Origin of the sequence: Pseudoalteromonas sp. SG43-4, from assembly GCF_014164325.1 — a bacterium.
GTDB classification, from domain to species: domain Bacteria; phylum Pseudomonadota; class Gammaproteobacteria; order Enterobacterales; family Alteromonadaceae; genus Pseudoalteromonas; species Pseudoalteromonas distincta.
Genome location: NZ_JACJFB010000002.1, coordinates 1 through 23,651 on the forward strand (window position 1 = coordinate 1; position 23,651 = coordinate 23,651).

Consider the following 23,651-nt stretch of genomic DNA (forward strand, 5'->3'; position numbering starts at 1 on the left):
TGACAATAGCGTTTTGGACCCACCTGACTCCATGCCGAACTCAGTAGTGAAACGAAACAGCGCCGATGATAGTGTAGCATTTGCTATGTGAAAGTAGGACATTACCAGGCTTCAAATTGTAGAGACCCGTTACAGCAATGTGACGGGTTTTTTGCTTTCTGGGATTTAGTAAATAGTCAAGAGCCCATCCCGAACTCAGTAGTGAAACCAAACAGCTCGAAGGCGAGCCCCGGCCAACGATAGTGTAGCATTTGCTATGTGAAAGTAGGACATTACCAGGCTTCAAATTGTAGAAAGCCCGACTAGAAATAGTCGGGCTTTTTTACGTCTGCAGAAAAGTGATTCAGGGATTCCTCTAGAGCGAAGGACTTCTTAGTAAATCATTTATATCAATCAGCAATAATATTTAATCCATTTGAGAGGTTAAATCTGACCCTAACTGCGTTAAAAACCTCAAATATGAAACAACTGGATAACGAATTTTTGTCCTTCTTTTATCGACTCCGCTTAGTTATTGCTCTAATCTCAATTTATGATCTGTTCAATTATGTAGTTTATAAAATGTGACAGAGTTCGTTTAGGTAAAATTAGAATAATAAGGGCTTAATCATGAGTAAAGTTGAAAACCACCCGCATGGTGTTTTTTGTTGGTCAGAGCTTTGTACGCACAATTGGAAAGACGGTAAGGCGTTTTATACATCATTATTTGATTGGGGGCATGACGATCAACCTATTGGAGAGAACATATACTACACCATGCTACAAAAGCAAGGTGATGATATCGCTGCAATGTACGAAATGCCTAAAGAGCAAATTAGTGCAGGTATCCCAAGTCATTGGTTGGCTTACATTGCCGTCGATAATATTGATGATTGTGCGCTAAAAGCAAAAGAACTAGGTGCTGAGGTTATTGCCGGTCCTCATGATGTTATGAATGCAGGACGAATGTTGATGCTAAAAGATCCAGTAGGCGCAACTGTTGCACTATGGCAGGGGAATGAGCATAAAGGTTGTAAGCACTTAGGTGAATTAAATACGCCTTATTGGCATGAGTTAGCAACAAGAGATAGTAAAGTAAGTCGAGACTTTTACTGTGCTTTACTAGGCTGGGAAAGCGAAATAAAGCCTATGGAAGGGATGGACTACATTTTATTTTTAGTCGATGGACAACCAATTGCCGGTATGCTTGAAATAACAAGTGAATGGCCTGATGATACCCCTGCTCATTGGATGATTTATTTTGCAGTCGAGAGTTGCGATGTAATTGTTAGTAAAGCCGCTAGCTTAGGTGGACAAGTATGTGTTCCTGCAACAGATATCCCCGATGTTGGTCGTTTTAGTGTTATATGCGACCCTCAAGGTGCTGTATTTTCGGTGATCGAATCTGTTATGGATGACGTTTAAACACAGTTAAATTAGCTTTAGCGTTAATTTGCTCGCTAGTTTGATATAATACTCGTCAATTAAATCGTCAGAAAGTGCAGAGAACGCAATGGAATTTGAACAAGATAGTAATTTAACCCTCCCTTTATTTCTATTAGATGAATCATTAAGTAATAGAGACTTAGAGCAGCCTGATTTTGAAATATCAATTGGACTTGATGATGAGTTACTTGCTCAAATTTGCCAGAACCCAAGTGAAGATAGCAGTGTCGCTATTACTGTTAGCGGTTATGAGTTGCTTATAACTAATCCTCTGTACTTAGCTATATTAGATCAAGAGCACGATGCGCAGATAACATTAACGCATGGCCCTCTTTTAAGTATTGTTTTGAATACTGAAGGTCAGAATACATTCGTTTCTCCTCAAATGGATATGATGCCCACCTTTGATTTAGGTGATGAGGACGACGAATGAGAAAAATACTAATAAGTACGATAGTACTCATTATTTTAAGTGGTTGTGCATATTTGGGAAATGCTCACTACGATGATCTTTTTGGACCTGAACAAACACAAGAGAGAATGGTGCCTCATACAACAGGTGCTGGTGCTGATTTTTTACAAAATGTAAAACCTGTACTCGATACCCGCTGCGTAGTTTGTCATGGTTGTTACGATGCACCATGTCAACTGAAGCTCTCATCCCCTGAAGGTATTGACCGAGGTTTGAGTAAAGAGCTCGTTTACGATGGAACTCGTTTATTGGCAACAACCCCAAGCCGTTTATTATTTGATGCAACTAATACTCAGCAATGGCGAGAGAAAAACTTTACGCCAGTGCTAAATGAGCGCGTGCAAAGTGAAGAAGCTAACTTAGCGGGCAGTGTGTTATTTAATAGCCTGGTGCTAAAGCAAAGCCATGAATTGCCAGTAAATGAAGTGCTAGATGATGAGTTTGACTTTTCGTTAGCGCGTTCGCAAACCTGCGCAACAATGGGTGAGTTTGATCGATTGGCAAGTGAACAACCTCATGGCGGCATGCCTTATGGTTTACCTGGTGTTTCGCGTGAAGAGTTTAATCACTTACAGAACTGGCTTAAAGGTGGTGGTAAAATGTCACATATTCAGCCACCAAGTAAATATGATCAGAATAAAATAGCGGGCTGGGAAGCATTTTTAAATCAAGATAGCTTAAAGTATCAGTTATCAGCACGGTATATTTATGAGCATTGGTTTTTAGCACATATTTATTTTACTTCAGAAAACCCACAAAGCTTTTTCAAACTAGTTCGCTCAAGTACGCCTCCTGGTGAGGAAATAAAGTTAATAAACACGCGCCGCCCATACGATGACCCTAAAGTTAGCCGTGTTTATTATCGTTTTATGCAAGAGCGTACAACCATACTTTCTAAAACACATTTACCTCTTGAGCTTAATGAAGCTAAATTACTGCGTTTATATGAGCAGTTTATTGCGCCAGATTATACTGTTACGAAAATGCCTAGTTATGAGGCTAAGGCAGCATCTAACCCTTTTAAAACTTTCGAAGTTATTCCAATTAATTCTAAGTATCAATTTATGCTTGATGAGGCAGAGTTAATTATTATGGGCTTTATAAAAGGGCCTGTTTGTCGTGGTCAGATTGCTTTAAATGTTATAAACGATCATTTTTGGGTGGCTTTTGCTGATCCTAATAAAGTAGCGACTCCGGCTGTAGGGGAAATGCTAATGCAACATGAAGAGGCATTAGAACTTCCTGCCGCTGAGGAGAGTAATGCCTTACCCATTTCTAGCTGGGTTAAATATTCAGTTCGCGAGAAAAAGTATTTACAGGCGAAAGTTGAGCTGGCTAACAAAATGTTCAAAGGTGGTGAGCACCTTACAACAGACTTACTTTGGAAAGGTGATGGGCATAATAAAAATGCGGCACTAACTATTTTCCGCCATTTTGATAGTGCAACTGTAGTTAAAGGTTTTATTGGTCAAGAGCCTAAAACCACCTGGATATTAGATTATGCTTTGTTTGAGCGTATTCACTATTTGCTTGTAGCAGGCTTTGATGTGTACGGAAATATAGGCCATCAATTAGTGACACGCCTATATATGGATTTTTTACGTTTAGAGGGAGAGCAAAACTTTTTAGCATTGTTACCTGAGGCTAAACGTAATCAAATTAAAAAGCAGTGGTATCGTAATTCACCACCTGACTTATCTAAGTTCTTTAAAAATAACCGAGAATTTAGTCAGCCAAGTGGTATTAACTATAAAACTGATGATCCACAGCATGAGCTATATACTTTGATGAAAGAAGCCTTAGCGCCAGTTTTAAGTGAAAGATACAACTACACTGAAGTACCAAAGCCGTTAAATGTAGTAAGTAATATGCCAGCAAAAGCGGTAAACTTGTTACCCCAGCTTTCTTTTGTACTTGTAAAGCAAAAAGATAATAGTCATAAGGGCTACACTATTATTCATCATAATGCGCACTACAATATATCTAGTTTATTAAACGAAGATGGCCAACGTGCTTATGATGAAGATACCGCGACTATTGTTCCTGGCTTTATCGGTGATTACCCAGCAGCTATTTGGTATTTAAATAACGAGCAACAAGTGAATGCTTTTGCTGAGCAATTACCAATGATGCAAATTGAAGCTGATTATCGCGCTTTAAAAAGTAAATATGGTATTCGCCGCACTCACCCACAGTTTTGGCAATACAGCGATATATTGCACGAAACGGCTAAACAATATCGAGGTATAGAATATGGAATGTTTGACTATAATCGATTAGAGAACCGTTAACGCCTACCTTAATATGCCCAGTTTTTGCTGGGCTTTTTATTGCTTATTAACTTAAAAACATAATTACTCTGACTGATTTTTTGTTTTATAAAATTAGTCTACACTTAAATAAAAAAACAGGCTGTTGCATGTTCGATATTATTAAAAGTGTTAGAAAGCGATATCGATGGGCGTTATTGACTATTGCTCTTCTAATCAGTGGTTCTGCTCTATTGTTACAATATAGCTTCTCCGTTCAAAAGTACGATGCAAAAGTTATTAATATTGCTGGTAAGCAAAGAATGCTGTCGCAAAAAATAGCGTGGCATAGCAATGCCATACTCAACATTAGTAATTACTCACCACTTCATACTGAATCGCTTGAGAAATCTCTCAATACATTTAAAAAATCCCACCAAACATTATTAACAAAAAATTCTGATGGTGAATACATTTATTTAGATTCAGCATTAGTGGATTTATATTTTGGTGCAACTACTGGCTTGGATAAGACCGTATTAGAATATGTAGAACAAACTGAAAGGCTTTTGTATCAAAAAGGTGAGGTAAACCAGTCTCTATTTTCAATAGAGCATGTTGAAACGTTATTAACAAAGCTTGATAAGGCAGTGAGCTTATTTGAATCTCAAGCTGTTAAAAAAGTAAATTGGGTCGCCAACCTAGAGATACTATGTTGGTTATTGGCAATGACATTATTACTTATTGAGTTAAGATTTGTTTTTATACCAATGGAAAAAGAGGTTTCAGACACGCTTTTAGAGCTACAAAAACAAAAAGATTTTGTTTATCAAACAAGTCAAAATAAAGAGCATTTTATTGCCAGAGCTAGTCACGAATTTAGAACACCTTTGCAGGGACTTATTACGTCTATTGAGGAGCTAGAGGTTTCTGATAAACAGCAAAGCGTTAAAACCCAAGCTAACTATTGCGCGCTTAGGTTAATAGCCATATTAGATGAATTACAAGACTTGCAGGCTTTAAGTGCAGGTAAATGGGTACCGCATTTAAATGATGAAAACCTTTTAGAGTCGTGTAATAAAGTAGTAATAGCTTACAAGCATGCGTGTAAGCAAAAAGGCCTAAAACTAGTTAGTCGTTTAGATGAATCGTTAAATTGTGTATGTAAACTGGATCATCAACGTTTGCAGCACACACTTACAGAGTTAATTAGTAACGCTATTAAGTTTACACAAAAAGGTGAAATTACTGTTTCAGCTAAGCTTTTAAATGATGAATTTCATTTAACGGTGAGTGACACTGGCAGTGGCTTTTCGAAGAAGATTACCAGTCTTGAATTTGACTCATTTAAACAAACCAATCACTTTCAAGGGTTAAGAACTGGCCTAACCCGGGTTCAATACGTTGTAAAAGCACTGCATGGTGAAATTACTTTTACAAATAATAAAACTCATGGTGCTTTGGTGTCTTTGTATTTACCAGTGACTATAAGTAAAGCCCTCCCAACACCTCTTAAAGTAAACGACAAGCTAACGTGTTTAGTCGTTGAAGATAACCCATTAAACACTATGTTATTAACCCGCATACTTAGTTTATTAGGTTTAAGCTATGATTGCGCAGAAAATGGTAAAGTCGCGTGTGATATGGTGAGTGAAAATCAGTACGATATTGTTTTTATGGACCTAAATATGCCTGTAATGGATGGGTTTGAGGCTATTAAAAAAATACGTTCCGATCTTAATAAAGTAATGCCAATTATTGTTATAACAGCAAATACCTCACAAAATGATATAGAGCGAGTTTATGAATACGGAGCTAACCTCCATATTCATAAGCCAATAAGCCAGCAAGCAATTAAAGACGCATTAAATAGTATTAGCGTTGTTAGTGAAATAAATTAATTTTGCGGATAACAAGCTTGCTAAGCACTTTTAATATACGTTAACTTGCTGTTTTAAGGTTTATTAGGAAAAGTTAGTGCAGTCAATTACGCTTGAGCAATTTAATGGTTACTTACAAGGGCAAGGTAAAAGCCGTTACGATATATGCAACCTAGATTGGCAAGTAAACCTAGGAGAACATTGGTTACTTTTAGGTGCTAATGGAGCTGGTAAATCTGCTCTGACAGCTGCGTTAATCGGTGAGGCTAAGTGCGAAAGTGGTAAGCGTATAAGTAGTATTAATAAGCTTATGCTCGTGTCTTCAGATTCACATAAACAGTTACTAGCTCAAGAATTAGAGCATGAAAAGCACACTCTCGTTAAAGACCTTATTTTTACAGGGCATAGTAATAATGATGAATTATTAGCGCAGCTAATAGAATTATTTAAATTTAGCTCATTACTAAATAGGCATTTTAGAGACCTTTCAACGGGTGAAACTCGTAAACTCCTACTTATAAAAGGACTCAGCTCCCATAGTGAGTTAGTCGTGCTTGATGAGCCATTTCATGGACTCGACGTACAATCTTGCCAGCAGCTTAATAAAATACTCATAGAACTTAGCCAAATTATTACTTTTGTTTTTGTACTAAACCGCCTAGACGAAATCCCTTCATTCATTACTCACTATGGCTATGTAAACCAAGGTTGCTTGTTACATACTTTGGCAAAGCCAGACAGTGAGCAATTGAGTGATTTACTAAAACTACTTCATTTAGAACATACCTCATTGGATGTGCCATCTCCTGATACCGAACAAGAGCAAAAGGCATTCACTGGTAATACCTTAGTTAAATTGAGTAATGCTAAAGTTAGTTATAGTGATGTAAGTATATTCAAAAATCTCAATTGGACTATAAAAAAGCATCAGCATTGGCAGCTTAGTGGAGCGAACGGTTCAGGCAAAACATGCCTATTAAATTTAATAACAGGTGATAACCCACAGTGTTATAACAATGACATTGAAGTGTTCGGTTTTAAACGCGGAACCGGGGAGAGTATTTGGGATATAAAACAGCATATTGGTTTTATATCTAACGCGCTACATATGGATTACCGCGTAAGTATATCGGCTTTAAATACTGTTATTTCAGGATTTTACGACAGCATAGGTTTATATCAAAAACCGAGCGACGCACAAATTAATATTGCTAAGCAGTGGCTGGCATTTATTGGTTTAAGTGATAAACAAAATACCTCATTCACCCAGCTATCGTACGGCGATCAGCGTATGTTATTAATTGTGCGGGCTATGGTAAAACATCCAACGTTACTTATTTTAGATGAACCTTGCTTAGGCTTAGATGAAGCAAATAGGCAACGTGTACTGCTACTAATAGAGAAAATTTGTGCTGCCAATACAAGTACAGTGATTTATGTAAATCATCATGCGGCAGACAAAATTAAAGGAATAGAGAATTACTTAAAAATGGAAGACTTTCATTAAAAGCTTAGAGAAAGGTTGAGCGAGAATTCACTCAACCCATTTTTATTTTAAAGACGAGTAACGCTAAAACCTTTATCTCGAAGCTGTTTAAGTAACCCGTGTTTTTCAGGTAAGTGCAGAGCACCTACAGCAATAAATAGCTGCTCGTTTGCTAAACGCGGTGTGAGTTGTTTAACCCAATTATTATTGCGGTTAGTTAGCATTACTTGCTCGCTAATTTCACCGTAATTACTGTCATCAAAACTCATGTTGTAGTAATCGGTTAGTGTATCCATGTCACCGCTTTTCCATGCATTAACTAACTTGATAAAGTAAGTATTAATATCGGCTAGTTGCTCAAAAGTTTCTTCAATCATTTCATTGCTTAATAGCGCCATACCATCAAACATTTGTAGTTGTTGTTCTAGGGTTTCAAGCTCACCAATTTTTATTTTATGTTCTTTAGCGTAAGCAAGTACTTGCTTGTCTATGCCGGTTTTATCTGAATACCCTGCATTTTGAAATTCAATTTGCATCATAGTCACCATAACAGCCCAAGGCTTTAAGCCATTAAACATAGCAATATCAATCGACTTTTTAGCAAAGTAATCTTTTAGCTTGGTATAATTTTGCTTTGAAAGCTCAGTTTGTAATGTTTTACCGTCCCTTAGCATCATAAATGGCATTGAACGCTGCTGCATTTCAAGTGGAGTAAGTTTGCTTATATCAACTTCAACAATCACTTCTTTGCTTGCACTAATTGCATCGGTTACATTTTTAGGTAAGCCTTTCATGCTGGCATCACCAACGTGTACGGTGCCAAATAAGTAAGAGCTAACGCCATTTTTTTCTATTTTATATAAGGCAGGAGCAGCGTAGCTGTTAAGGCTAAATGTTATAAGTAATGCCACAATAAAAAAGTGGCTAATACGGGTAAGAGCATTCATGGTTTGTCCTTAAAATCTCAAAATTAGTAGTGTAAATACTAACCTAAATTTACTTCAGAGGTAACGTTAATATAAACGTTAGCGTATTGTTTTCGGTATTACTGGCCTTAATAGTAAAGCCATTTAAGTTACATAAGCTCTGTACAATAGATAATCCTAAACCATGGCGCTGATTATTAGTTCTAGATGAATCTAGCTGATAGAGCGGGTCAAAAATAGCAGTTAGCTGTTCACCACTTAGTGGTTTATTTACTTTGTTACTAACAGAGATGCTCATGTTTGTGCTGTTATTTACGGCAGTTAATTTAATTGGCGCCTCAGGGAGTCCATAAAATAGTGCGTTATCGATTAAGTTACACAAAATGGTATTTAAACTAAATTCGTCAACATTAAGCGTAAGTTCGCCACTTATTTCGTTATTTAAACGCGTTTTGATACTTGGATGCTTAAAGGTCAGCTCATCAATAATTTGATTTACTAAGTTATTTAGCATGATATTTTGTGCATTTAATTGCATTGCACTGCTACTTGAGCGCTGCAACAGTAATAGGTTACTAACAATTGTTTTCATGCGCTGTGAAATATTAAGTACATCACTGTTATAGGTGTTGCTAATACGTTTATCGTCAGGGTAGCGAATAGCCACTTCTGAAAGGCTTATGAGTTCAGCTATAGGGGTTTTAAGCTCGTGTGCAATGTCGCTTGTTAGGCGTTTTTCATTACTATAGAGTTGCTGATTAACGGTAATAAACTTATTTAGCTCGTTACGTATAGGTTCTATTTCTTCCACTTTAAAGTCGCTTTCTATTGTTTGCGCAACACCGGTAATATCGAGTAACTTAATTTGATCGTTTAAGTTGTGTAGTGGGTGCAGGCCTTTATTTACAATACGTGTCACTAAATAGCGCACACCAAACACACCAAGTACACAGGTTAAAATAAAGACCACATCAATAATAATCAGTACTTTATTAAGTTCGGCTGTCGGCGCTGCAATCGCAAGAGTCATGGTATTAAAAACAGCAGAGTGAGTGGGATTTCTATCATCTTTTTGGGCTACAAAGTGACTTATAAGTGCGCGACCATTACGCCCGTTAGGAAGCTCGTAATCTATAATTTTAGATTCGTTTATCGGCATTTCTAAAAAAGGCAGGTTAGCATTTTCATAAAGCGCTAATGAGTCCGAGCGCTCAAACACATCACGGCCATGCCATAACTGGTAAAACTCCGTGGCATCGGCTGCTTCATACTCCGACATAAACTCACCAGCAAAATCAAATTCAACCACGTTGTTGTCATCTTCAACTAAGGTTTTTAAGTAGTTAGCTTTATTAGTTAAAGACTGATTGAACTGATCTTCCACCCAAGTATCAACACTTAAATCAACGGTTAAAAATATGGTGAATAAAATAACTGAGATCACAGCGCTAATATTATTAACGAGTTTACGTTTTATTGAGTGATTTTTATTTTGTTGTTGCGACATAACCAAATCCACGTTTATTTTTTATCGGGAGCTCGCCATCAAACTGTCTTACTTTTTTACGTATGGTTGAGATGTGTGCTTCAAGCGCATTTTTAGAGAGCATATCAAACTGACCTACCACCGCTTCACTTATAAGCTCGAGCCCTAATACTCGCTCTGGGGCGTTAAATAAGCATTCTATTATTTTGTATTCATTGCGCGTGAGCTCAATGGCATGTTGCTCGTAATGAAGAGTTTTAAGGGAGAGATCTAATACGCAATCACCTACGGTTAGGGTATTTTGTTGGTTTTGCAGTGAACCGCGACGAAGTAATGCAAGGACACGAGCATGGAGTTCTTCAAACGAAAATGGCTTAGTTAAATAATCGTCAGCGCCTTTCATAAGGCCGTTAATTTTATCTTGAGGCTCACTTCGTGCCGATAAAATTAGCACACGGCTTTGGCTATTACTGCTGCGCAGTGCTTGTAAAATACTCATGCCATCAACGCTCGGTAGCATTAAATCAAGTACGAGGAGGTCGTAGTTTCCACTCAGTGCCATACTCAACCCTTCTGAGCCATCACCAGTTTCATCTACGGTAAAACCAAGGTTGCTAAGGCCAACTTGCAAGCTGCGTCTTAGTGCTTCAGAGTCTTCAATAACGAGGATTTTCATGTTTACTCGGTTTATAAAAATAGCCTTGTTACTTTAACAAGGCTTTATTATCAAGTCACTTGGTTAATGATACCAACCATTTGTATAAGCTAGATTACCTAAGTTCGCGTGGGCTAGGGCTTTTTTAACTAGTTGCTCATCGTTTTCACATGGTACAAGCTGGTTATTGCTATACGTATAGGTGGTTGCTGGTTTTTGTGGTTGTAACACCACCACTTTATTATTGTGCATGTAGGCAAAGTTTTTGTCGTATTGCATCATTGCGCGTTGTTTGTTGTCGCTAATTGGCTTTGATAAATCATGACCTATCATTGGGTGCTTACCACTTGCGCCAATTAAAGACAGTAGAGTAACAGGAATATCGAGCTGACTGGCTAGTTGGCTATCTCGTTTATGGGTAATACCTTTTCCAAAAATAACGGCCGGAATTTTAAAGTGATCCACCGGTACTAAATTTGAACCTGATACGCGCGAGTCGTGATCGGCAATAACTATAAATACAGTATCATCCCAGTAGCTCGATTTTTTAGCTTTTTCGATAAAGGTGCCTAGTGCGTAATCGGCATACTTGGCAGCATTATTACGGGTTTGTTTTTGTTTATCGTACAGCGTTATTTTATCGTCAGGAAAGTCATACGGGCTATGATTAGAGCTTGAAAATATAAGGCTAAAAAAGGGTTTGTTTTGATTTTTAAGCTTAGTAAGTTCTATGTCGGCTTGGTCGTACAAGTCTTCGTCTGATGCGCCCCACGAGCCATTAAAGTCTATTTTTTTAAAGTTATTTGTATCTACGATACTTTTAAAACCGTTGCCTAAAAAGAAGCTGCGCATGTTATCAAAATGGCTTTCGCCACCATAAATGAACTGCGTGTTGTAATTTTGCTTCGCTAAAAAATCAGCAATGGTAAAAAAGTCACGTTGTGATTTATCAAGTTTAACAACTGCACGCGAAGGCGTTGGTGTAAATCCTGTAATTACCGCCTCAATTCCACGTACTGAACGTGTACCCGTGGCGTATAAATTATCAAACCCCCAGCCTTGTTTATAAAGGGCGTCTATATTAGGTGTAAGCGGTAAACCGCCAAGCGTGCCTACATAACGAGCACCTAAACTTTCTTGTAAAATAATGACTAAATTTTTGGGTTTACCTGTATTACTTGCGCCATGAAACGTTTTTGTAGGGGCGGTTACATCACTAAATGTGCCTTGCGTATTTTGCATGTTACTACGCACAATACTAAGTAATTCATCGGTGGGCATGTTACCGTAATAGTCTTGGCTCGATTGCTCATTAGAAAGTTGCTTAACTGCAAACGCGACGCTATAAAGTGAGTTAAGGGTTAAGTCGTTAAGTAAATGATCGGTAGAAAACGAGACCATGGCGGGGTTAAGTGGTCTGTGTCCTAATGAGTTGCGGGCGCCAAAAATAGTTAAGCATACTAAAACAAGCGCTAAAATTGATTGATTTAAACCTGTTAGTGATGACTTGCTTTGCCATTGATTGCTAAATATTTTACTTGCAAATTTACAGCTTAAAATAAGTGCTATAACAGCAATAAATACTTCTACCTTATAGCCTGAAAAAATCATTTTTGAGACTTCTTTAGGATAAATTAAATATTCTATAAATAAGCGGTTTGGGCGTAAATCGTACTCGTTTATAAACGTAGGCGTAATCACTTCAAAAAAAACAAGTAAAGCAGACATCGTCACTAAATAAATTTTAATGAGGCCGCGTACTTTATTTTGCCAACCTACGCTTTGCATCAGTAAAGTAAGTAGTAATGCGGGCATAATAATGTAGCTTAGAGTGGCTATATCAACTCTTAAACCACCTATAAATATAGATAACCACGCATGCAATCCAAATACACGCTCCCCTTGCCATACACTTAATCCAAAGCGAGCAAGTGTTAAAAAGCTAAGTGCCAAAACAGCAAATACAACAAAAATCCATACAGGGCCAAGTGCATTTTGTATTTTAGGTATAAAAGTTAGCTTTATGCCCATAACACAGCCCACCAAATAAGAGCGGCAATTAGCATAGCTATAAACACGCTTGCAGAGGCTATATCTTTAGCTAGCCCCGAAAGCTCATGGTATTCACTGCCAATTCTATCAACTACAACCTCAATTGCCGTATTTACAAGTTCAGCAAACAATACAAAAAGCAGGCTAGCTATAAGCAGTAATTTATCCCTTAGTGCAATTTCTTGTAGCCACACAAACACACCGAGTAATGAAAACAGTGCTAGCTCTTGTTGAAACGCCGCTTCAAATCGACTCATCCATTTTAAGCCGTTAAAAGAATGACTTAAGGTAAAAATAAGGCGCATTAAGCCTTGGCGTTTTATAACGGTTTTATTACTCATAGTTTTATTTCGCTTGGTGTTGTTTGGCAGCTAGCAAGTAAATCGAGCGATGCCTGATACGTTTTGCTTTTAATGCCAATTAAATTTAAAAGGGTGTGAAAAATATTGTTGTGTGAGCGCGCAGCGCGGGTGTCTAAATTAGCTAAACAGGTATTAGTAATGCGCTGATTATGCTCATCAGCCCACATATAAAGAGGAACGTGCGTTTGTGTGCTAGGTGCAAAGCTATACGGAAAACCATGTAAATAAGCACCGGCTTCGCCAAGTGATTCACCATGATCAGAGACATATAAAAACTGCTTATCTATGTTGTTTGGCAGCGCTTTTAATTGCTCAATTACCTGGGCGTTAACAAAGTCGCTGTACGTAATTGTGTTGTCGTAGGTATTAACTAATTCATCGAGTGAGCAGTTTTGAATGTCGCTTCTGTCGCACGTGGGCGTAAATTGCTTAAATTTTTCTGGGTAGCGTTTAAAGTAGGTTGGTCCGTGTGAGCCCATCATGTGTAGGACGATAACGGTATTAGCTTGGTTTAAATTAGCGAGTTTGCGCTTAAGTGGAGCAAGCAGTGCTTCATCAAAACAATATTTTCCATCGCAAAGCGCTGATGGGGTGGTTGGGATATCAATGTTAACAACATGGGTGCATACGTTTTTACAGCCGCTGTTGTTATCAACCCACAGTACGTCGCTGCCAGCTTGTTGTGCTAAGTCAACCAGGTTTTGTTGGTTGTCGGCTGCTAATCGATCAAAGTTATCTTGTGTTTGCAGTGAAAACATACACGGCACAGACACTGCAGTAGCGGTGCCACAAGACGCCACATTATTAAAATACGTCACATTATACTTTTGTGTATAAGGGTTGGTGTTGCGCTTATAACCTTGATAAGAAAAGTTTTCTGCTCGTGCGGTTTCGCCAACAACTATAACTGTTACGCTGGTGGTATTAGCCGCAATTAGGGTAGGTGCTGCATCTATGTTTTTAAATTCCATATTGGTATACAGCAGCTGATCGCGCATATATTTATAACCGCTAGAGAGATACTGAAATGGGATGAGTTCTTTTTTCAAAATGCGGTTATTGCGGCCAGTGGCTGCGTAGTCGGCGTAAAAGTTTACGACCACTAAAGCAATTAGTGAGCAGCACGCTACAATAAGTTTTATACGACTAATCGCTTCTTGGTGAGGGCGGGTAAAGTGTATTTTTACTTTGCTTAATATAAAAACAGGTAGCGCACAAAACAGTAGTAGAAAGCCTATGAGCTGCGGATTTAAATAGCTCAGTGCTTCGCTTGAATCTGTTTCGAACGTGTTTTGAATCATTGAATAGTCAAACACGACGCCGTAATTTAATGAGCCGTAAAGTACGGCACTCGAAATTATCAGTAAAAGGTAGTTAATTGGTTTTAGTAACCACCTAACCGACACTATTGAAAAGAAAATAATTAAAAGGCATAACAACAGCAGTGGCACTGAAAGTAAAAATAGCCATGAAAAAGATGCCAGGGAGGTGATGGCGCTAAACGAACCTTGAATAAAAGGAATGTTTATAACTAAACAGTAATAACAGGCAATCATCACTACAAAGGCATTTGCACTACAGTGAATGTAAAACCGCTTACTACGATTTGGCTTTTTTTGTGCTGGTGTTTGGCTAGTTATGTTCATATTTAGGCTCGTTTAAAATAACAACGCCATGCTATGCAACAACACTTAAGAGTCGCTTAAGAGAACCTACGCATTACCTGAAGGAGATAAATAATTTTATTTATAAAAATATTCTCAAAAATTAATCAAACCTTAAATAAGGGATATAAGAATAGTGAATTTCTGAGATTAAAATTAGAGCATAAAAAAACCACTACCAGCTTATATAATGAATTTTAAAACCTGATAAATTGCCTTTTAGTCTTTTTGTTAGATTAACTTTGGTGTTGACTTAAAGGGCCTAGCGCGGTACTAATATAAAAAGAGAGCGAAGGAATAACCTTCGCGATAATTGAACAAAATTTGGTATTAATTACATGCTTGCAAACGCACTTAACCTAGTCCTGATTATTATCGTGGTGATTATTCCCGCGAGGGCTTCGTAGTGCTTTAAAAACTTAAGCATTAAAAAAGCCCTCCGCACTTAACCGTTCGGAGGGCTTTTTAGTTTTAAGGGTAAAATTTGTAATTGGGTTGTCACTGAGGAATGAGGGTTTATTAATGACAGGCGCAGAACTAACAATCGACTTATTGGCCAAACACGGCGTAAATGAAGTATTTGGCTACCCAGGCGGAGCTATTATGCCAATTTACGATGCGCTGTATGGCGCGCCAGTCAAACACTACCTAACTCGCCATGAGCAAGGTGCAGGGTTTGCAGCAGTTGGTTATGCTCGCAGCACACGTAAATTAGGCGTATGTTTTGCAACATCTGGCCCAGGTGCAACTAATTTAATAACCGCTCTTGCTGATGCGATGATGGACTCAGTGCCATTATTGGCGATCACCGGCCAAGTGCCTACTGCAGCGATTGGTTCAGATGCGTTTCAAGAAATAGATGTACTAGGTATGTCGCTTTCGTGTACTAAGCACAGCTACATGGTAGAACGAGCTGAAGACTTAGCAGAGATATTACAAGAAGCAATTCATTTAGCGCAAAGCGGCCGCCCAGGTCCTGTACTTGTCGATATCCCAAAAGATATTCAAATGGCTCAAGTCCCTTTTAAACCTTGGCTAGCAGCTAATGAATACTTACCAGAGTTAGATTTAAAGCAAGTTGCTATTGCTAATCAATTGTTGAGTGAGGCTAAACAGCCTGTAGCGTATGTAGGTGGTGGTGTACAAGCCGCTGATGCGCAAGACGAACTAATGCAATTTTTAAATAAAACTCAGATGCCAGCTGTATCAACACTTAAAGCGCTGGGCAGTGTATTACCAGATTACGAACATTACTTAGGTATGTTGGGTATGCATGGTGGTCAAGCTGCTAATATCGCAGTGCAAGAATGTGATGTACTTGTATGTATAGGGGCACGCTTTGATGACCGCGTAACAGGCAACTTAGCTAAATTTGCAGCTAAAGCTAAAGTAATCCATTTAGATATAGATGCTGCTGAAGTTGGTAAGCGAAAACCTGCTAAAGCTTCATTAATTGCCGATTTAAAAACGTCGTTACCCGCACTTGAGTGCTTTGTAACACCTAAAGCTTGGTGTGACACAAATAAAGAAATGAATATTAAGCATGCGTGGCGTTACGACTACCCAGGTGAGAAGGTTTTTGCACCGTACTTATTAAACCAACTAAGCCAACGCATGCCAAATACAGGGGTTGTGTGCTGCGATGTTGGTCAGCACCAAATGTGGGTAGCACAACACATGAAGTTTACTCATCCGAGTAATCATTTAAGCAGTGGTGGTGCAGGCACAATGGGCTTTGGTCTACCTGCGGCTATTGGTGCACAAGTAGCACGCCCTGATGACTTTGTTATCACTGTATCGGGTGATGGTTCTATAATGATGAATATTCAAGAGCTGGCCACTATTCGTCGTAACAATTTACCTGTAAAAATATTAATTTTAGATAACCAGCGTTTAGGGATGGTTCGCCAATGGCAAGAACTATTTTTTGAAGGGCGTTATTCTGAAACTAACCTGTCGGATAACCCAGACTTTGTGCAATTAGCTGCTGTATTTGGTATCCCAGGGCAAACAATTACTCACGCTAACCAAGTTGATGATGCGATAACTGCATTAGTTAACAGTAAAGGTCCGTACATAGTACATGCCTGTATTGATGATAAAGAAAATGTTTGGCCACTTGTACCACCTGGGGCTGCTAACGACGAAATGATGACGGAGAAAGCAAAATGAAACATAGCCTAACTATTGCATTAAAAAGCCAAAGTATAGCGGTAGAGCGCTTTTTACGAGTGGTGCGTCATCGTGGTTTTGACCTTACGCATTTTCAGCTCAATATGGACGATGGTTTTTATAATGTAGACATGACGGTAGATAGTGATAAACCAATTCACCTTTTAACCAGCCAGTTAAATAAGCTGGTGGATGTCAAAGAAGTCACTTTACAAAATTTACAGCAACAACAGGCTGTGTAATTACGAACTGAAAAACAATTTACGAGTAACTGAATCACTCGGTTACTCACCAATTTTAGAATGAGGAATGCCCGCTTATTTTGCGGCAAAAACTGAGGTAACTATGGCTAAATTAAGAAGTGCAACAACAACTGAAGGGCGTAAACGCGCAGGCGCTCGTGCATTATGGCGCGCAACAGGTATGACCGACACCGATTTTGGTAAGCCGATTATTGCCGTAGTTAACTCGTTTACACAATTTGTACCAGGGCATGTTCACCTTAATCAGCTAAGTGAACTTATGGCTGAAACCATTACACAAGCCGGTGGCGTCCCTAAAGAATTTAATACTATTGCGATTGATGATGGTATTGCAATGGGTCACGGCGGCATGCTTTATTCGCTGCCTTCACGCGACTTAATTGCTGACTCGGTTGAGTATATGGTAAATGGTCATTGTGCTGATGCGATGATTTGTATTTCAAACTGCGACAAAATTACTCCAGGAATGATGCTTGCAGCACTACGCTTAAATATTCCGGTAATATTTGTATCAGGCGGTCCAATGGAAGCAGGTAAAACTAAGCTTGCTAACATCGATATTAAACTTGATTTAGTAGATGCCATGGTTAAAGGCGCTGATGAATCGGTAAGTGATGCAGATTCAGAGCAAGTAGAGCGCTCTGCGTGTCCAACATGTGGCTCGTGTTCAGGCATGTTTACTGCAAACTCAATGAACTGTCTGCTAGAAGCGATTGGTTTAGCATTGCCAGGTAACGGTACGACGCTTGCGACTCATAAAGACCGTAAACAACTTTATGTTGAAGCGGGGGCTCGTATTGTTGATTTATGTCGTGAGTATTATCAAAAAGATAATCAAGATGTATTGCCACGTGCTATTGCTAACAAAACAGCCTTTATGAATGCAATGGTTGTTGATATTGCAATGGGTGGCTCGTCAAATACGGTATTGCATTTACTTGCTGCAGCGCAAGAAGCGGGCGTTGATTTTGATATGTCGCACATTGATGCGCTCTCTCGTAAAACACCATTTTTATGTAAAGTTGCACCAGCGACACCTGAATATCACATTGAAGATGTGCACCGCGCAGGCGGCATGATGGCAATCGTACGTGAACTTGGCAAAGCAGGCTTAGTTGATATGTCAGTTAATCATGTTGCTGGGTCAACTATGGCTGAGCTCGTTAAAAAATGGGATGCAACAGATCCTACTAACGAAGCAGCGCGCAAATTTTACCGTGCTGGCCCTGCGGGCATTCGTACCACTAAAGCAATGAGCCAAGAGTGTCGTTGGGACGAGGGCGATAATGACCGTGTTAATGGGTGTATCCGAAGTGTCGAACACGCTTTTCGTCAAGATGGTGGCTTAGCTGTACTTTCGGGGAATTTAGCAGTTGATGGCTGTATTGTTAAAAGCGCTGGCGTTGTTGATGAAATGCTACATTTTGAAGGTACTGCAGTCGTGTACGAGTCACAAGATGATTCTGTAGAAGGTATTTTAAACGATGAAGTAAAAGCCGGCGATATCGTGGTTATTCGTTACGAAGGCCCTAGAGGCGGTCCAGGTATGCAAGAAATGCTATACCCAACTAGCTACTTAAAATCAAAAGGCCTAGCTGAAAAATGTGCACTTATTACTGATGGTCGCTTTTCGGGTGGTACTTCGGGTTTATCAATTGGTCATGTGTCGCCAGAGGCGGCAAGTGGTGGTGCAATTGCTTATGTTGAAAATGGCGACAAAATCATTATTGATATCGCAACACGTGAAATCACATTAGCGTTAAGTGATGAAGAGCTTGAAGCACGTAAACAAAAACAATTAGCACGCGGAAAACTGGCGTACAAACCAGTTGATCGTGAGCGCTATGTATCGTCTGCTTTAAAGGCTTATGCATTACTTGCAACAAGTGCTGATAAAGGCGCAGTGCGTGACTTAGCTAAATTGGAGGCGCTTAGTTAATTATGGTCTCTCAAGAGCTCGATTATTTTCGCGCTATTATTCAAGCAAACATGGAGCCTTTGGCTAAAGTTACCGAGGTCAGCGAAATGGCTGAGCTTGGTGCTAAATTAGGTAACCATGTTTGGTTAAAGCGTGAAGACCAACAGCCCGTGTATTCATTTAAATTACGCGGTGCGTATAACAAATTAAATAAATTACCTAAAGGCTCAGTGGTTATAACTGCTTCAGCGGGTAATCATGCTCAAGGCGTTGCACTAAGTGCTTCTCACTTAGGGCATCAAGCCACAATTGTAATGCCAGTAACAACGCCTGAAATAAAAGTAAGTGCGGTACGTGCGCTTGGCGGTGAAGTTGTGCTACATGGACATCATTTTGATGCCGCAAAAGCACATGCGCTTGAGCTTACAGAGCAACGAAACGGTATATTTGTTCCACCATTTGATGACCCAGACGTCATTGTTGGTCAAGGTACTGTAGCACGTGAGCTTATGCAGCAATTAAACGAGCTTGATGCGGTGTTTATTCCTGTTGGCGGCGGCGGTTTACTTGGTGGGATGGCGGTTTATATTAAATCGCTGCGTCCAGATATAAAAGTAATTGGTGTAGAAGCCGACGAAAGTGCATGTTTACAAGCGGCACTTAAAGCAGGCAAACCGGTAGAGCTTGAGCGCGTTGGTAGTTTTGCTGATGGCGTAGCGGTTAAAATTATTGGCACTGAAACATTTCGCTTAGCGCAAAAGTTTTGTGATGAAGTTATAACCGTCACCAGCGACGAAATATGTGCTGCCATGCAGGATATTTTTGTATCTACCCGTGCAATAGCAGAGCCTTCAGGTGCACTTGCAACGGCAGGGCTTAAAAAGTGGAGCCAGCAGTCGGGTTTAAAAGGGTTACATTTAGCGGCTGTTTTATCCGGTGCTAATTTAAACTTTGATCGCCTGCGTTATGTTGCAGAGCGCACTGCGCTGGGTGAAAAAAACGAAGCGTTATTAGCGGTTACTATTAAAGAAGAAAAAGGCAGCTTTAAACAGTTTTGTGCTTCTTTAGGTGGCCGTGCTATTACTGAGTTTAACTACCGTTATGCAGGACCTGGTGAAGCACAAATATTTGTAGGTATTGCCCTGCGCCAAGGCGAGCAAGAGCTTAATGAGCTAAAGCAAGACTTAACAAATAATGACTACCAATTTTGCGATCTGTCGGATAACGAACTCGCTAAATTACATGTGCGCTACATGGTTGGCGGAAAAGCACCCGAGCAATTACATGAGCGCTTACTTCGCTTTGAATTTCCAGAGTATCCAGGTGCGCTTGCACGCTTTTTAGATACTTTAGGTAGTAATTGGAACATTACCTTATTCCATTATCGTAATCACGGTGGTTCGATGGGGAATGTACTGGCAGGTTTTGCTATTGAGCCGAGTCAGTATGAGATGTTTAACGAGCACTTAAATCGTTTAGGTTACAGTGTACAAGATGAAACACAAAATCCGTGCTTTAGCCAATTCTTAACATCAAAGCCCCAAGCAGAAAAAGCCGAAAAACTCGCCTCAGTATAATCCTACTTTATAGGCAGGCACCTAACTAGGGTGCTTGCTTTATTACACGTTTTACATATAGTTACAGGTAATCGTCATACTTTTTGAGGACACCTAGTTGCTATTTAAAGGATTAATCATTGGATTGTGCTTTTTTTGTAGCCATATCGCGGCGCAAGAATCAGTCACATTACAGCTAAAATGGACACATCAGTTTCAGTTTGCTGGCTACTATATGGCAAAGCAAAAAGGCTTTTATAATGAAGCGGGCCTTGATGTAACCATTAAACAAGCTAATCCAATGAAACCTGATACCTTTGCTCCTGTCGCCAGTGGCGAAGCACAATTTGGAGTAGGGCACTCTGGTATTTTACAGCAACGTATTAATGGACAACCTCTTGTTGCTATGGCTGCCTTATTGCAATTTTCACCTTACTGCTGGATGGTTAAAGACACGTCTGATATTTTTCATCCACGTGACTTTGTTAATAAACGTATCACTGCGGTAAGCAAAAATGATGGTACCGAACTACTTATTATGCTTAAACGCAGTGGCGTTGATGTGGATAAACTCAAAGTTTACGATGGCGAAAATCCAGGCCAGGCTTGGATTGAAAACAAGCTAGATGCTATGCAAGTATATGTTACTACAGAGCCTTATTATATGACTCAACAAGGTGTAGCTCATCGACTTGTTTGCCCACAGCGTTATGGTATGGATGTATATAGCGACATTTTATTTACCAGCGAAAACATGCTTAAGAAAAATCCTCAAACGGTCGAAAAATTCTACCAAGCGAGCCTAAAAGGGTGGCGTTATGCAATGATGAACATGGATGAAGCCATTGCAGTCACCCAGCAAAACTATGCACCGGGTAAAAGCTTTTATCAGCTCGCTTTTGAGGCTGAAGTACTAAAAAGTTATATAACCCCACCCACTACCACTTTAGGGCATATGTCGATAGCAAAGTGGCGCTTAATTGCGGACTTATATGGCATACCGCAAAACGAATTTGACGAAGTGAAACCTCACTTTATTTATAAATATCAAGAGCCTGAAAAAATGCAGTTATCGTGGATGCTCATGGCAGCTATTTTGGTAAGTATTATTTCAATACCTTTGTATTTACGGCTGATTTTTAGTAAAAATTAACTGCTTAGGTAATTCACGAAACTGATATAATTAATTGTCTTTTTTATTTTTTAAGCTGTTATGACTTTAGCTGAGCAATTTTTAGCACTTGATTCACTTTTAATGCATCATCGTCAGTATTGGCAGTGCACTGCATTTGATTTTGACACTATACCTTGGCCAGAGCTACAAGGCATACTTAGCGAACTAACTGATGATCAGGTAAGCGTTCTTGATAACGATCAAAACCAGCTATACCAATTTTTTAGCCAGCACATAAACCAACTTGATGAACTTGCAAAGTTATGCGAGTTACCTAGCACAGCCCACTCTCGAGCTGATTATCCATTTTGGATAAGTAACGGCATTAAAGGTCGTAAGTTTGCACAGTTACAAGATTTTGTATCTGCACTACCTAATACCAAGCAACCTGTTTTAGAGTGGTGCGCGGGTAAAGGGCACTTAGGTCGAATGCTTGCGTTTAATGGCGCAAGTAATGTGCATAGTATTGAACTGCAACAAAGCTTATGCGAGCAAGGACAAAAAAGTGCACAGCAACAAGGCTTAGCAATGCACTTTAGCCAAGCAGATGTATTAAAAGACGATATCACTCAATTTTTTAATACAGATATGCATGCTGTAGCACTTCACGCATGCGGTGGCTTACACCAAGCATTTATGCGCCAAGCAAGTTTAGCGAAAGTACAGCAAATTAGCTTTTCACCTTGTTGCTACCATTTATTCACGACTAATGAGTACCTTGCAATGAGTGAGGATGCAAATAAAAGTGAGCTTAATCTAACGCATCGTGATTTAAAGCTCGCATTACAAGAAACTGTCACAGCGCCTTCTCGTCTGGAAAAAGTACGTAAAACAGAACTTGAGTGGCGACTTGGTTTTGATGCACTAAGAAAGTCGATCACTGGCGAGCAATATTACGTAAGCGTACCTTCGGTCAACAAAGCTATATTCTCAGATTCGTTTAAATCGTTTTGTGCATGGGCTGCAGATAAAAAGGCATTAAAATTACCTCAAGACACTGATTATATTGAGTATTTAGAGGTTGGGGTGGCTCGAAAAAAAATAACTGACCGAGTTGAACTGGTTCGACATGTGTTCAGAAGGGCAATTGAAGTTTGGCTTGTGCTCGATCGTGCTTTATATTTGCAACAGCAAGGTTATCAAGTAAGCGTTAAAACGTTTTGTAAAAAGCAGTTAACGCCTCGTAATATTTTGATTCTTGCTAATGTCCATTAAATTTCCGTCCTCGACTTAATAAGAGATGCAATGAGAAAGTTAAAAAATTTATTCGATAACAACAAACGTTGGGCTGCTCGTACAAGTGAAGCAGACCCTGAGTTTTTTAAAATTTTATCTATGCAACAAAATCCAGAGTATTTATGGATTGGTTGTTCAGACTCTCGTGTACCTGCAAATCAAATAGTTGATTTATTACCAGGCGAATTATTTGTACATCGTAACGTTGCTAACGTGGTTGTACACACTGACCATAACTGCTTATCGGTTATGCAGTACGCTGTAGAGGTTTTAAAAGTAAAACATATAATGGTAGTAGGTCACTATGGTTGTGGTGGCGTACAAGCCGTTTTAAACAATGCTAAATTTGGCTTTATTGATAATTGGCTACGCCATGTAGGAGATGTAAAAGAAAAGCATCTTGAACAACTCGACGCAATGCCAGAAAGCGAACGCTTAAGCCGCCTTATTGAGCTAAATGTAATTGAGCAAGTACGTAATGTGTGTCGTACTAACATTGTGCAAGATGCCTGGGAGCGAGGCCAAGAACTAAGCGTTCATGGTTGGGTTTATGGTTTAGAAAACGGCCATCTTCATGATTTAGAATCTGTAGTAACGTGCGCGAGTGAAGAAACGCAAAGCTACAAAAAAGCAGTGCAACACGTATTTAAAAAAGTGGGTGAAAATAAATAAATC

General features: G+C 39.3%; 18 protein-coding genes and 1 rRNA gene. 13 read left to right on the forward strand and 6 right to left on the reverse strand.

Annotated elements, in window-relative coordinates; translation table 11 throughout:
* The 6 genes from rrf to H5160_RS02100 all read left to right on the forward strand — a co-directional run.
* Positions 1-110, forward strand: a 5S ribosomal RNA gene (gene rrf, locus H5160_RS02075); the annotation flags it as partial.
* Between the two features lie 499 nt (positions 111-609).
* Complete coding sequence (locus tag H5160_RS02080; protein WP_182736583.1) at positions 610-1,404, forward strand: VOC family protein; 795 nt, start codon at positions 610-612, stop codon at positions 1,402-1,404.
* Between the two features lie 88 nt (positions 1,405-1,492).
* Complete coding sequence (locus tag H5160_RS02085) at positions 1,493-1,858, forward strand: hypothetical protein (RefSeq protein WP_002959878.1); 366 nt, start codon at positions 1,493-1,495, stop codon at positions 1,856-1,858.
* On the forward strand, positions 1,855-4,188 hold the full coding sequence (locus H5160_RS02090) for a fatty acid cis/trans isomerase (RefSeq protein WP_182736584.1): 2,334 nt from the start codon (positions 1,855-1,857) through the stop codon (positions 4,186-4,188). Before H5160_RS02085 ends, H5160_RS02090 begins: the two co-directional genes overlap by 4 nt.
* 128 nt (positions 4,189-4,316) lie before the next feature.
* Entirely contained in the window at positions 4,317-6,047 is a 1,731-nt protein-coding gene (locus tag H5160_RS02095; protein ID WP_154903893.1) for a response regulator, read from the forward strand.
* A 76-nt stretch (positions 6,048-6,123) separates the two neighbouring features.
* Positions 6,124-7,533: an ATP-binding cassette domain-containing protein gene (locus H5160_RS02100; RefSeq protein WP_182736586.1), complete on the forward strand. Its 1,410-nt coding sequence runs from the start codon at positions 6,124-6,126 to the stop codon at positions 7,531-7,533.
* Positions 7,534-7,580: 47 nt separating this feature from the next.
* Here the strand turns inward: H5160_RS02100 and H5160_RS02105 are convergent, their stop codons facing one another.
* The 6 genes from H5160_RS02105 to H5160_RS02130 all read right to left on the reverse strand — a co-directional run bounded on the left by H5160_RS02105 (position 7,581) and on the right by H5160_RS02130 (position 14,639).
* On the reverse strand, positions 7,581-8,459 hold the full coding sequence (locus tag H5160_RS02105) for a TraB/GumN family protein (RefSeq protein WP_182733598.1): 879 nt from the start codon (positions 8,457-8,459) through the stop codon (positions 7,581-7,583).
* A gap of 49 nt (positions 8,460-8,508) precedes the next feature.
* On the reverse strand, positions 8,509-9,945 hold the full coding sequence (locus tag H5160_RS02110; RefSeq protein WP_182736587.1) for a HAMP domain-containing sensor histidine kinase: 1,437 nt from the start codon (positions 9,943-9,945) through the stop codon (positions 8,509-8,511).
* Entirely contained in the window at positions 9,926-10,600 is a 675-nt protein-coding gene (locus H5160_RS02115; protein ID WP_182736589.1) for a response regulator transcription factor, read from the reverse strand. Before H5160_RS02115 ends, H5160_RS02110 begins: the two co-directional genes overlap by 20 nt.
* A gap of 63 nt (positions 10,601-10,663) precedes the next feature.
* Positions 10,664-12,610 (reverse strand): LTA synthase family protein, encoded by a 1,947-nt coding sequence (locus H5160_RS02120; RefSeq protein ID WP_182736590.1) that lies wholly within the window; start codon positions 12,608-12,610, stop codon positions 10,664-10,666.
* Positions 12,601-12,972, reverse strand: a complete 372-nt coding sequence (locus H5160_RS02125) for a diacylglycerol kinase (protein WP_182736592.1) — start codon at positions 12,970-12,972, stop codon at positions 12,601-12,603. Before H5160_RS02125 ends, H5160_RS02120 begins: the two co-directional genes overlap by 10 nt.
* Positions 12,969-14,639, reverse strand: a complete 1,671-nt coding sequence (locus tag H5160_RS02130) for a phosphoethanolamine transferase (RefSeq protein ID WP_182736594.1) — start codon at positions 14,637-14,639, stop codon at positions 12,969-12,971. The genes H5160_RS02125 and H5160_RS02130 overlap by 4 nt, the downstream gene beginning before the upstream one ends.
* 540 nt (positions 14,640-15,179) lie before the next feature.
* Between H5160_RS02130 and ilvG the strand changes: the two genes are divergently transcribed.
* The 7 genes from ilvG (at position 15,180) to can (ending at position 23,648) form a co-directional block, all read left to right on the forward strand.
* On the forward strand, positions 15,180-16,829 hold the full coding sequence (ilvG, locus tag H5160_RS02135) for an acetolactate synthase 2 catalytic subunit (protein ID WP_182736596.1): 1,650 nt from the start codon (positions 15,180-15,182) through the stop codon (positions 16,827-16,829).
* The gene (ilvM, locus tag H5160_RS02140) at positions 16,826-17,071 is read left to right on the forward strand and encodes an acetolactate synthase 2 small subunit (protein WP_002959893.1); all 246 of its coding nucleotides are present in this window, start codon (positions 16,826-16,828) and stop codon (positions 17,069-17,071) included. Before ilvG ends, ilvM begins: the two co-directional genes overlap by 4 nt.
* A 103-nt stretch (positions 17,072-17,174) precedes the next feature.
* Positions 17,175-19,031: a dihydroxy-acid dehydratase gene (gene ilvD / locus H5160_RS02145; RefSeq protein ID WP_024596945.1), complete on the forward strand. Its 1,857-nt coding sequence runs from the start codon at positions 17,175-17,177 to the stop codon at positions 19,029-19,031.
* 2 nt (positions 19,032-19,033) lie between these two features.
* The gene (ilvA, locus tag H5160_RS02150; protein ID WP_182736597.1) at positions 19,034-20,587 is read left to right on the forward strand and encodes a threonine ammonia-lyase, biosynthetic; all 1,554 of its coding nucleotides are present in this window, start codon (positions 19,034-19,036) and stop codon (positions 20,585-20,587) included.
* 97 nt (positions 20,588-20,684) lie between these two features.
* A complete protein-coding gene (locus tag H5160_RS02155) occupies positions 20,685-21,719 on the forward strand; it encodes an ABC transporter substrate-binding protein (protein WP_182736599.1) in 1,035 nt (344 codons plus the stop codon).
* Positions 21,720-21,779: 60 nt separating this feature from the next.
* Positions 21,780-22,955: a methyltransferase gene (locus H5160_RS02160; RefSeq protein ID WP_182736601.1), complete on the forward strand. Its 1,176-nt coding sequence runs from the start codon at positions 21,780-21,782 to the stop codon at positions 22,953-22,955.
* 30 nt (positions 22,956-22,985) lie between these two features.
* Positions 22,986-23,648, forward strand: coding sequence for a carbonate dehydratase (can, locus tag H5160_RS02165; RefSeq protein WP_002959903.1), 663 nt, complete (start codon positions 22,986-22,988; stop codon positions 23,646-23,648).
* Positions 23,649-23,651: the final 3 nt, after the last annotated feature.

Excerpts from the sequence above, each read along its gene's own strand:
- H5160_RS02080 (WP_182736583.1), top strand. The coding sequence starts at position 610 with ATGAGTAAAGTTGAAAACCACCCGCATGGTGTTTTTTGTTGGTCAGAG.
- H5160_RS02085 (WP_002959878.1), top strand. The coding sequence starts at position 1,493 with ATGGAATTTGAACAAGATAGTAATTTAACCCTCCCTTTATTTCTATTA.
- H5160_RS02090 (WP_182736584.1), top strand. The coding sequence starts at position 1,855 with ATGAGAAAAATACTAATAAGTACGATAGTACTCATTATTTTAAGTGGT.
- H5160_RS02095 (WP_154903893.1), top strand. The coding sequence starts at position 4,317 with ATGTTCGATATTATTAAAAGTGTTAGAAAGCGATATCGATGGGCGTTA.
- H5160_RS02105 (WP_182733598.1), bottom strand. The coding sequence starts at position 8,459 with ATGAATGCTCTTACCCGTATTAGCCACTTTTTTATTGTGGCATTACTT.
- H5160_RS02110 (WP_182736587.1), bottom strand. The coding sequence starts at position 9,945 with ATGTCGCAACAACAAAATAAAAATCACTCAATAAAACGTAAACTCGTT.
- H5160_RS02115 (WP_182736589.1), bottom strand. The coding sequence starts at position 10,600 with ATGAAAATCCTCGTTATTGAAGACTCTGAAGCACTAAGACGCAGCTTG.
- H5160_RS02120 (WP_182736590.1), bottom strand. The coding sequence starts at position 12,610 with ATGGGCATAAAGCTAACTTTTATACCTAAAATACAAAATGCACTTGGC.
- H5160_RS02125 (WP_182736592.1), bottom strand. The coding sequence starts at position 12,972 with ATGAGTAATAAAACCGTTATAAAACGCCAAGGCTTAATGCGCCTTATT.
- H5160_RS02130 (WP_182736594.1), bottom strand. The coding sequence starts at position 14,639 with ATGAACATAACTAGCCAAACACCAGCACAAAAAAAGCCAAATCGTAGT.
- ilvG (WP_182736596.1), top strand. The coding sequence starts at position 15,180 with ATGACAGGCGCAGAACTAACAATCGACTTATTGGCCAAACACGGCGTA.
- ilvM (WP_002959893.1), top strand. The coding sequence starts at position 16,826 with ATGAAACATAGCCTAACTATTGCATTAAAAAGCCAAAGTATAGCGGTA.
- ilvD (WP_024596945.1), top strand. The coding sequence starts at position 17,175 with ATGGCTAAATTAAGAAGTGCAACAACAACTGAAGGGCGTAAACGCGCA.
- ilvA (WP_182736597.1), top strand. The coding sequence starts at position 19,034 with ATGGTCTCTCAAGAGCTCGATTATTTTCGCGCTATTATTCAAGCAAAC.
- H5160_RS02160 (WP_182736601.1), top strand. The coding sequence starts at position 21,780 with ATGACTTTAGCTGAGCAATTTTTAGCACTTGATTCACTTTTAATGCAT.
- can (WP_002959903.1), top strand. The coding sequence starts at position 22,986 with ATGAGAAAGTTAAAAAATTTATTCGATAACAACAAACGTTGGGCTGCT.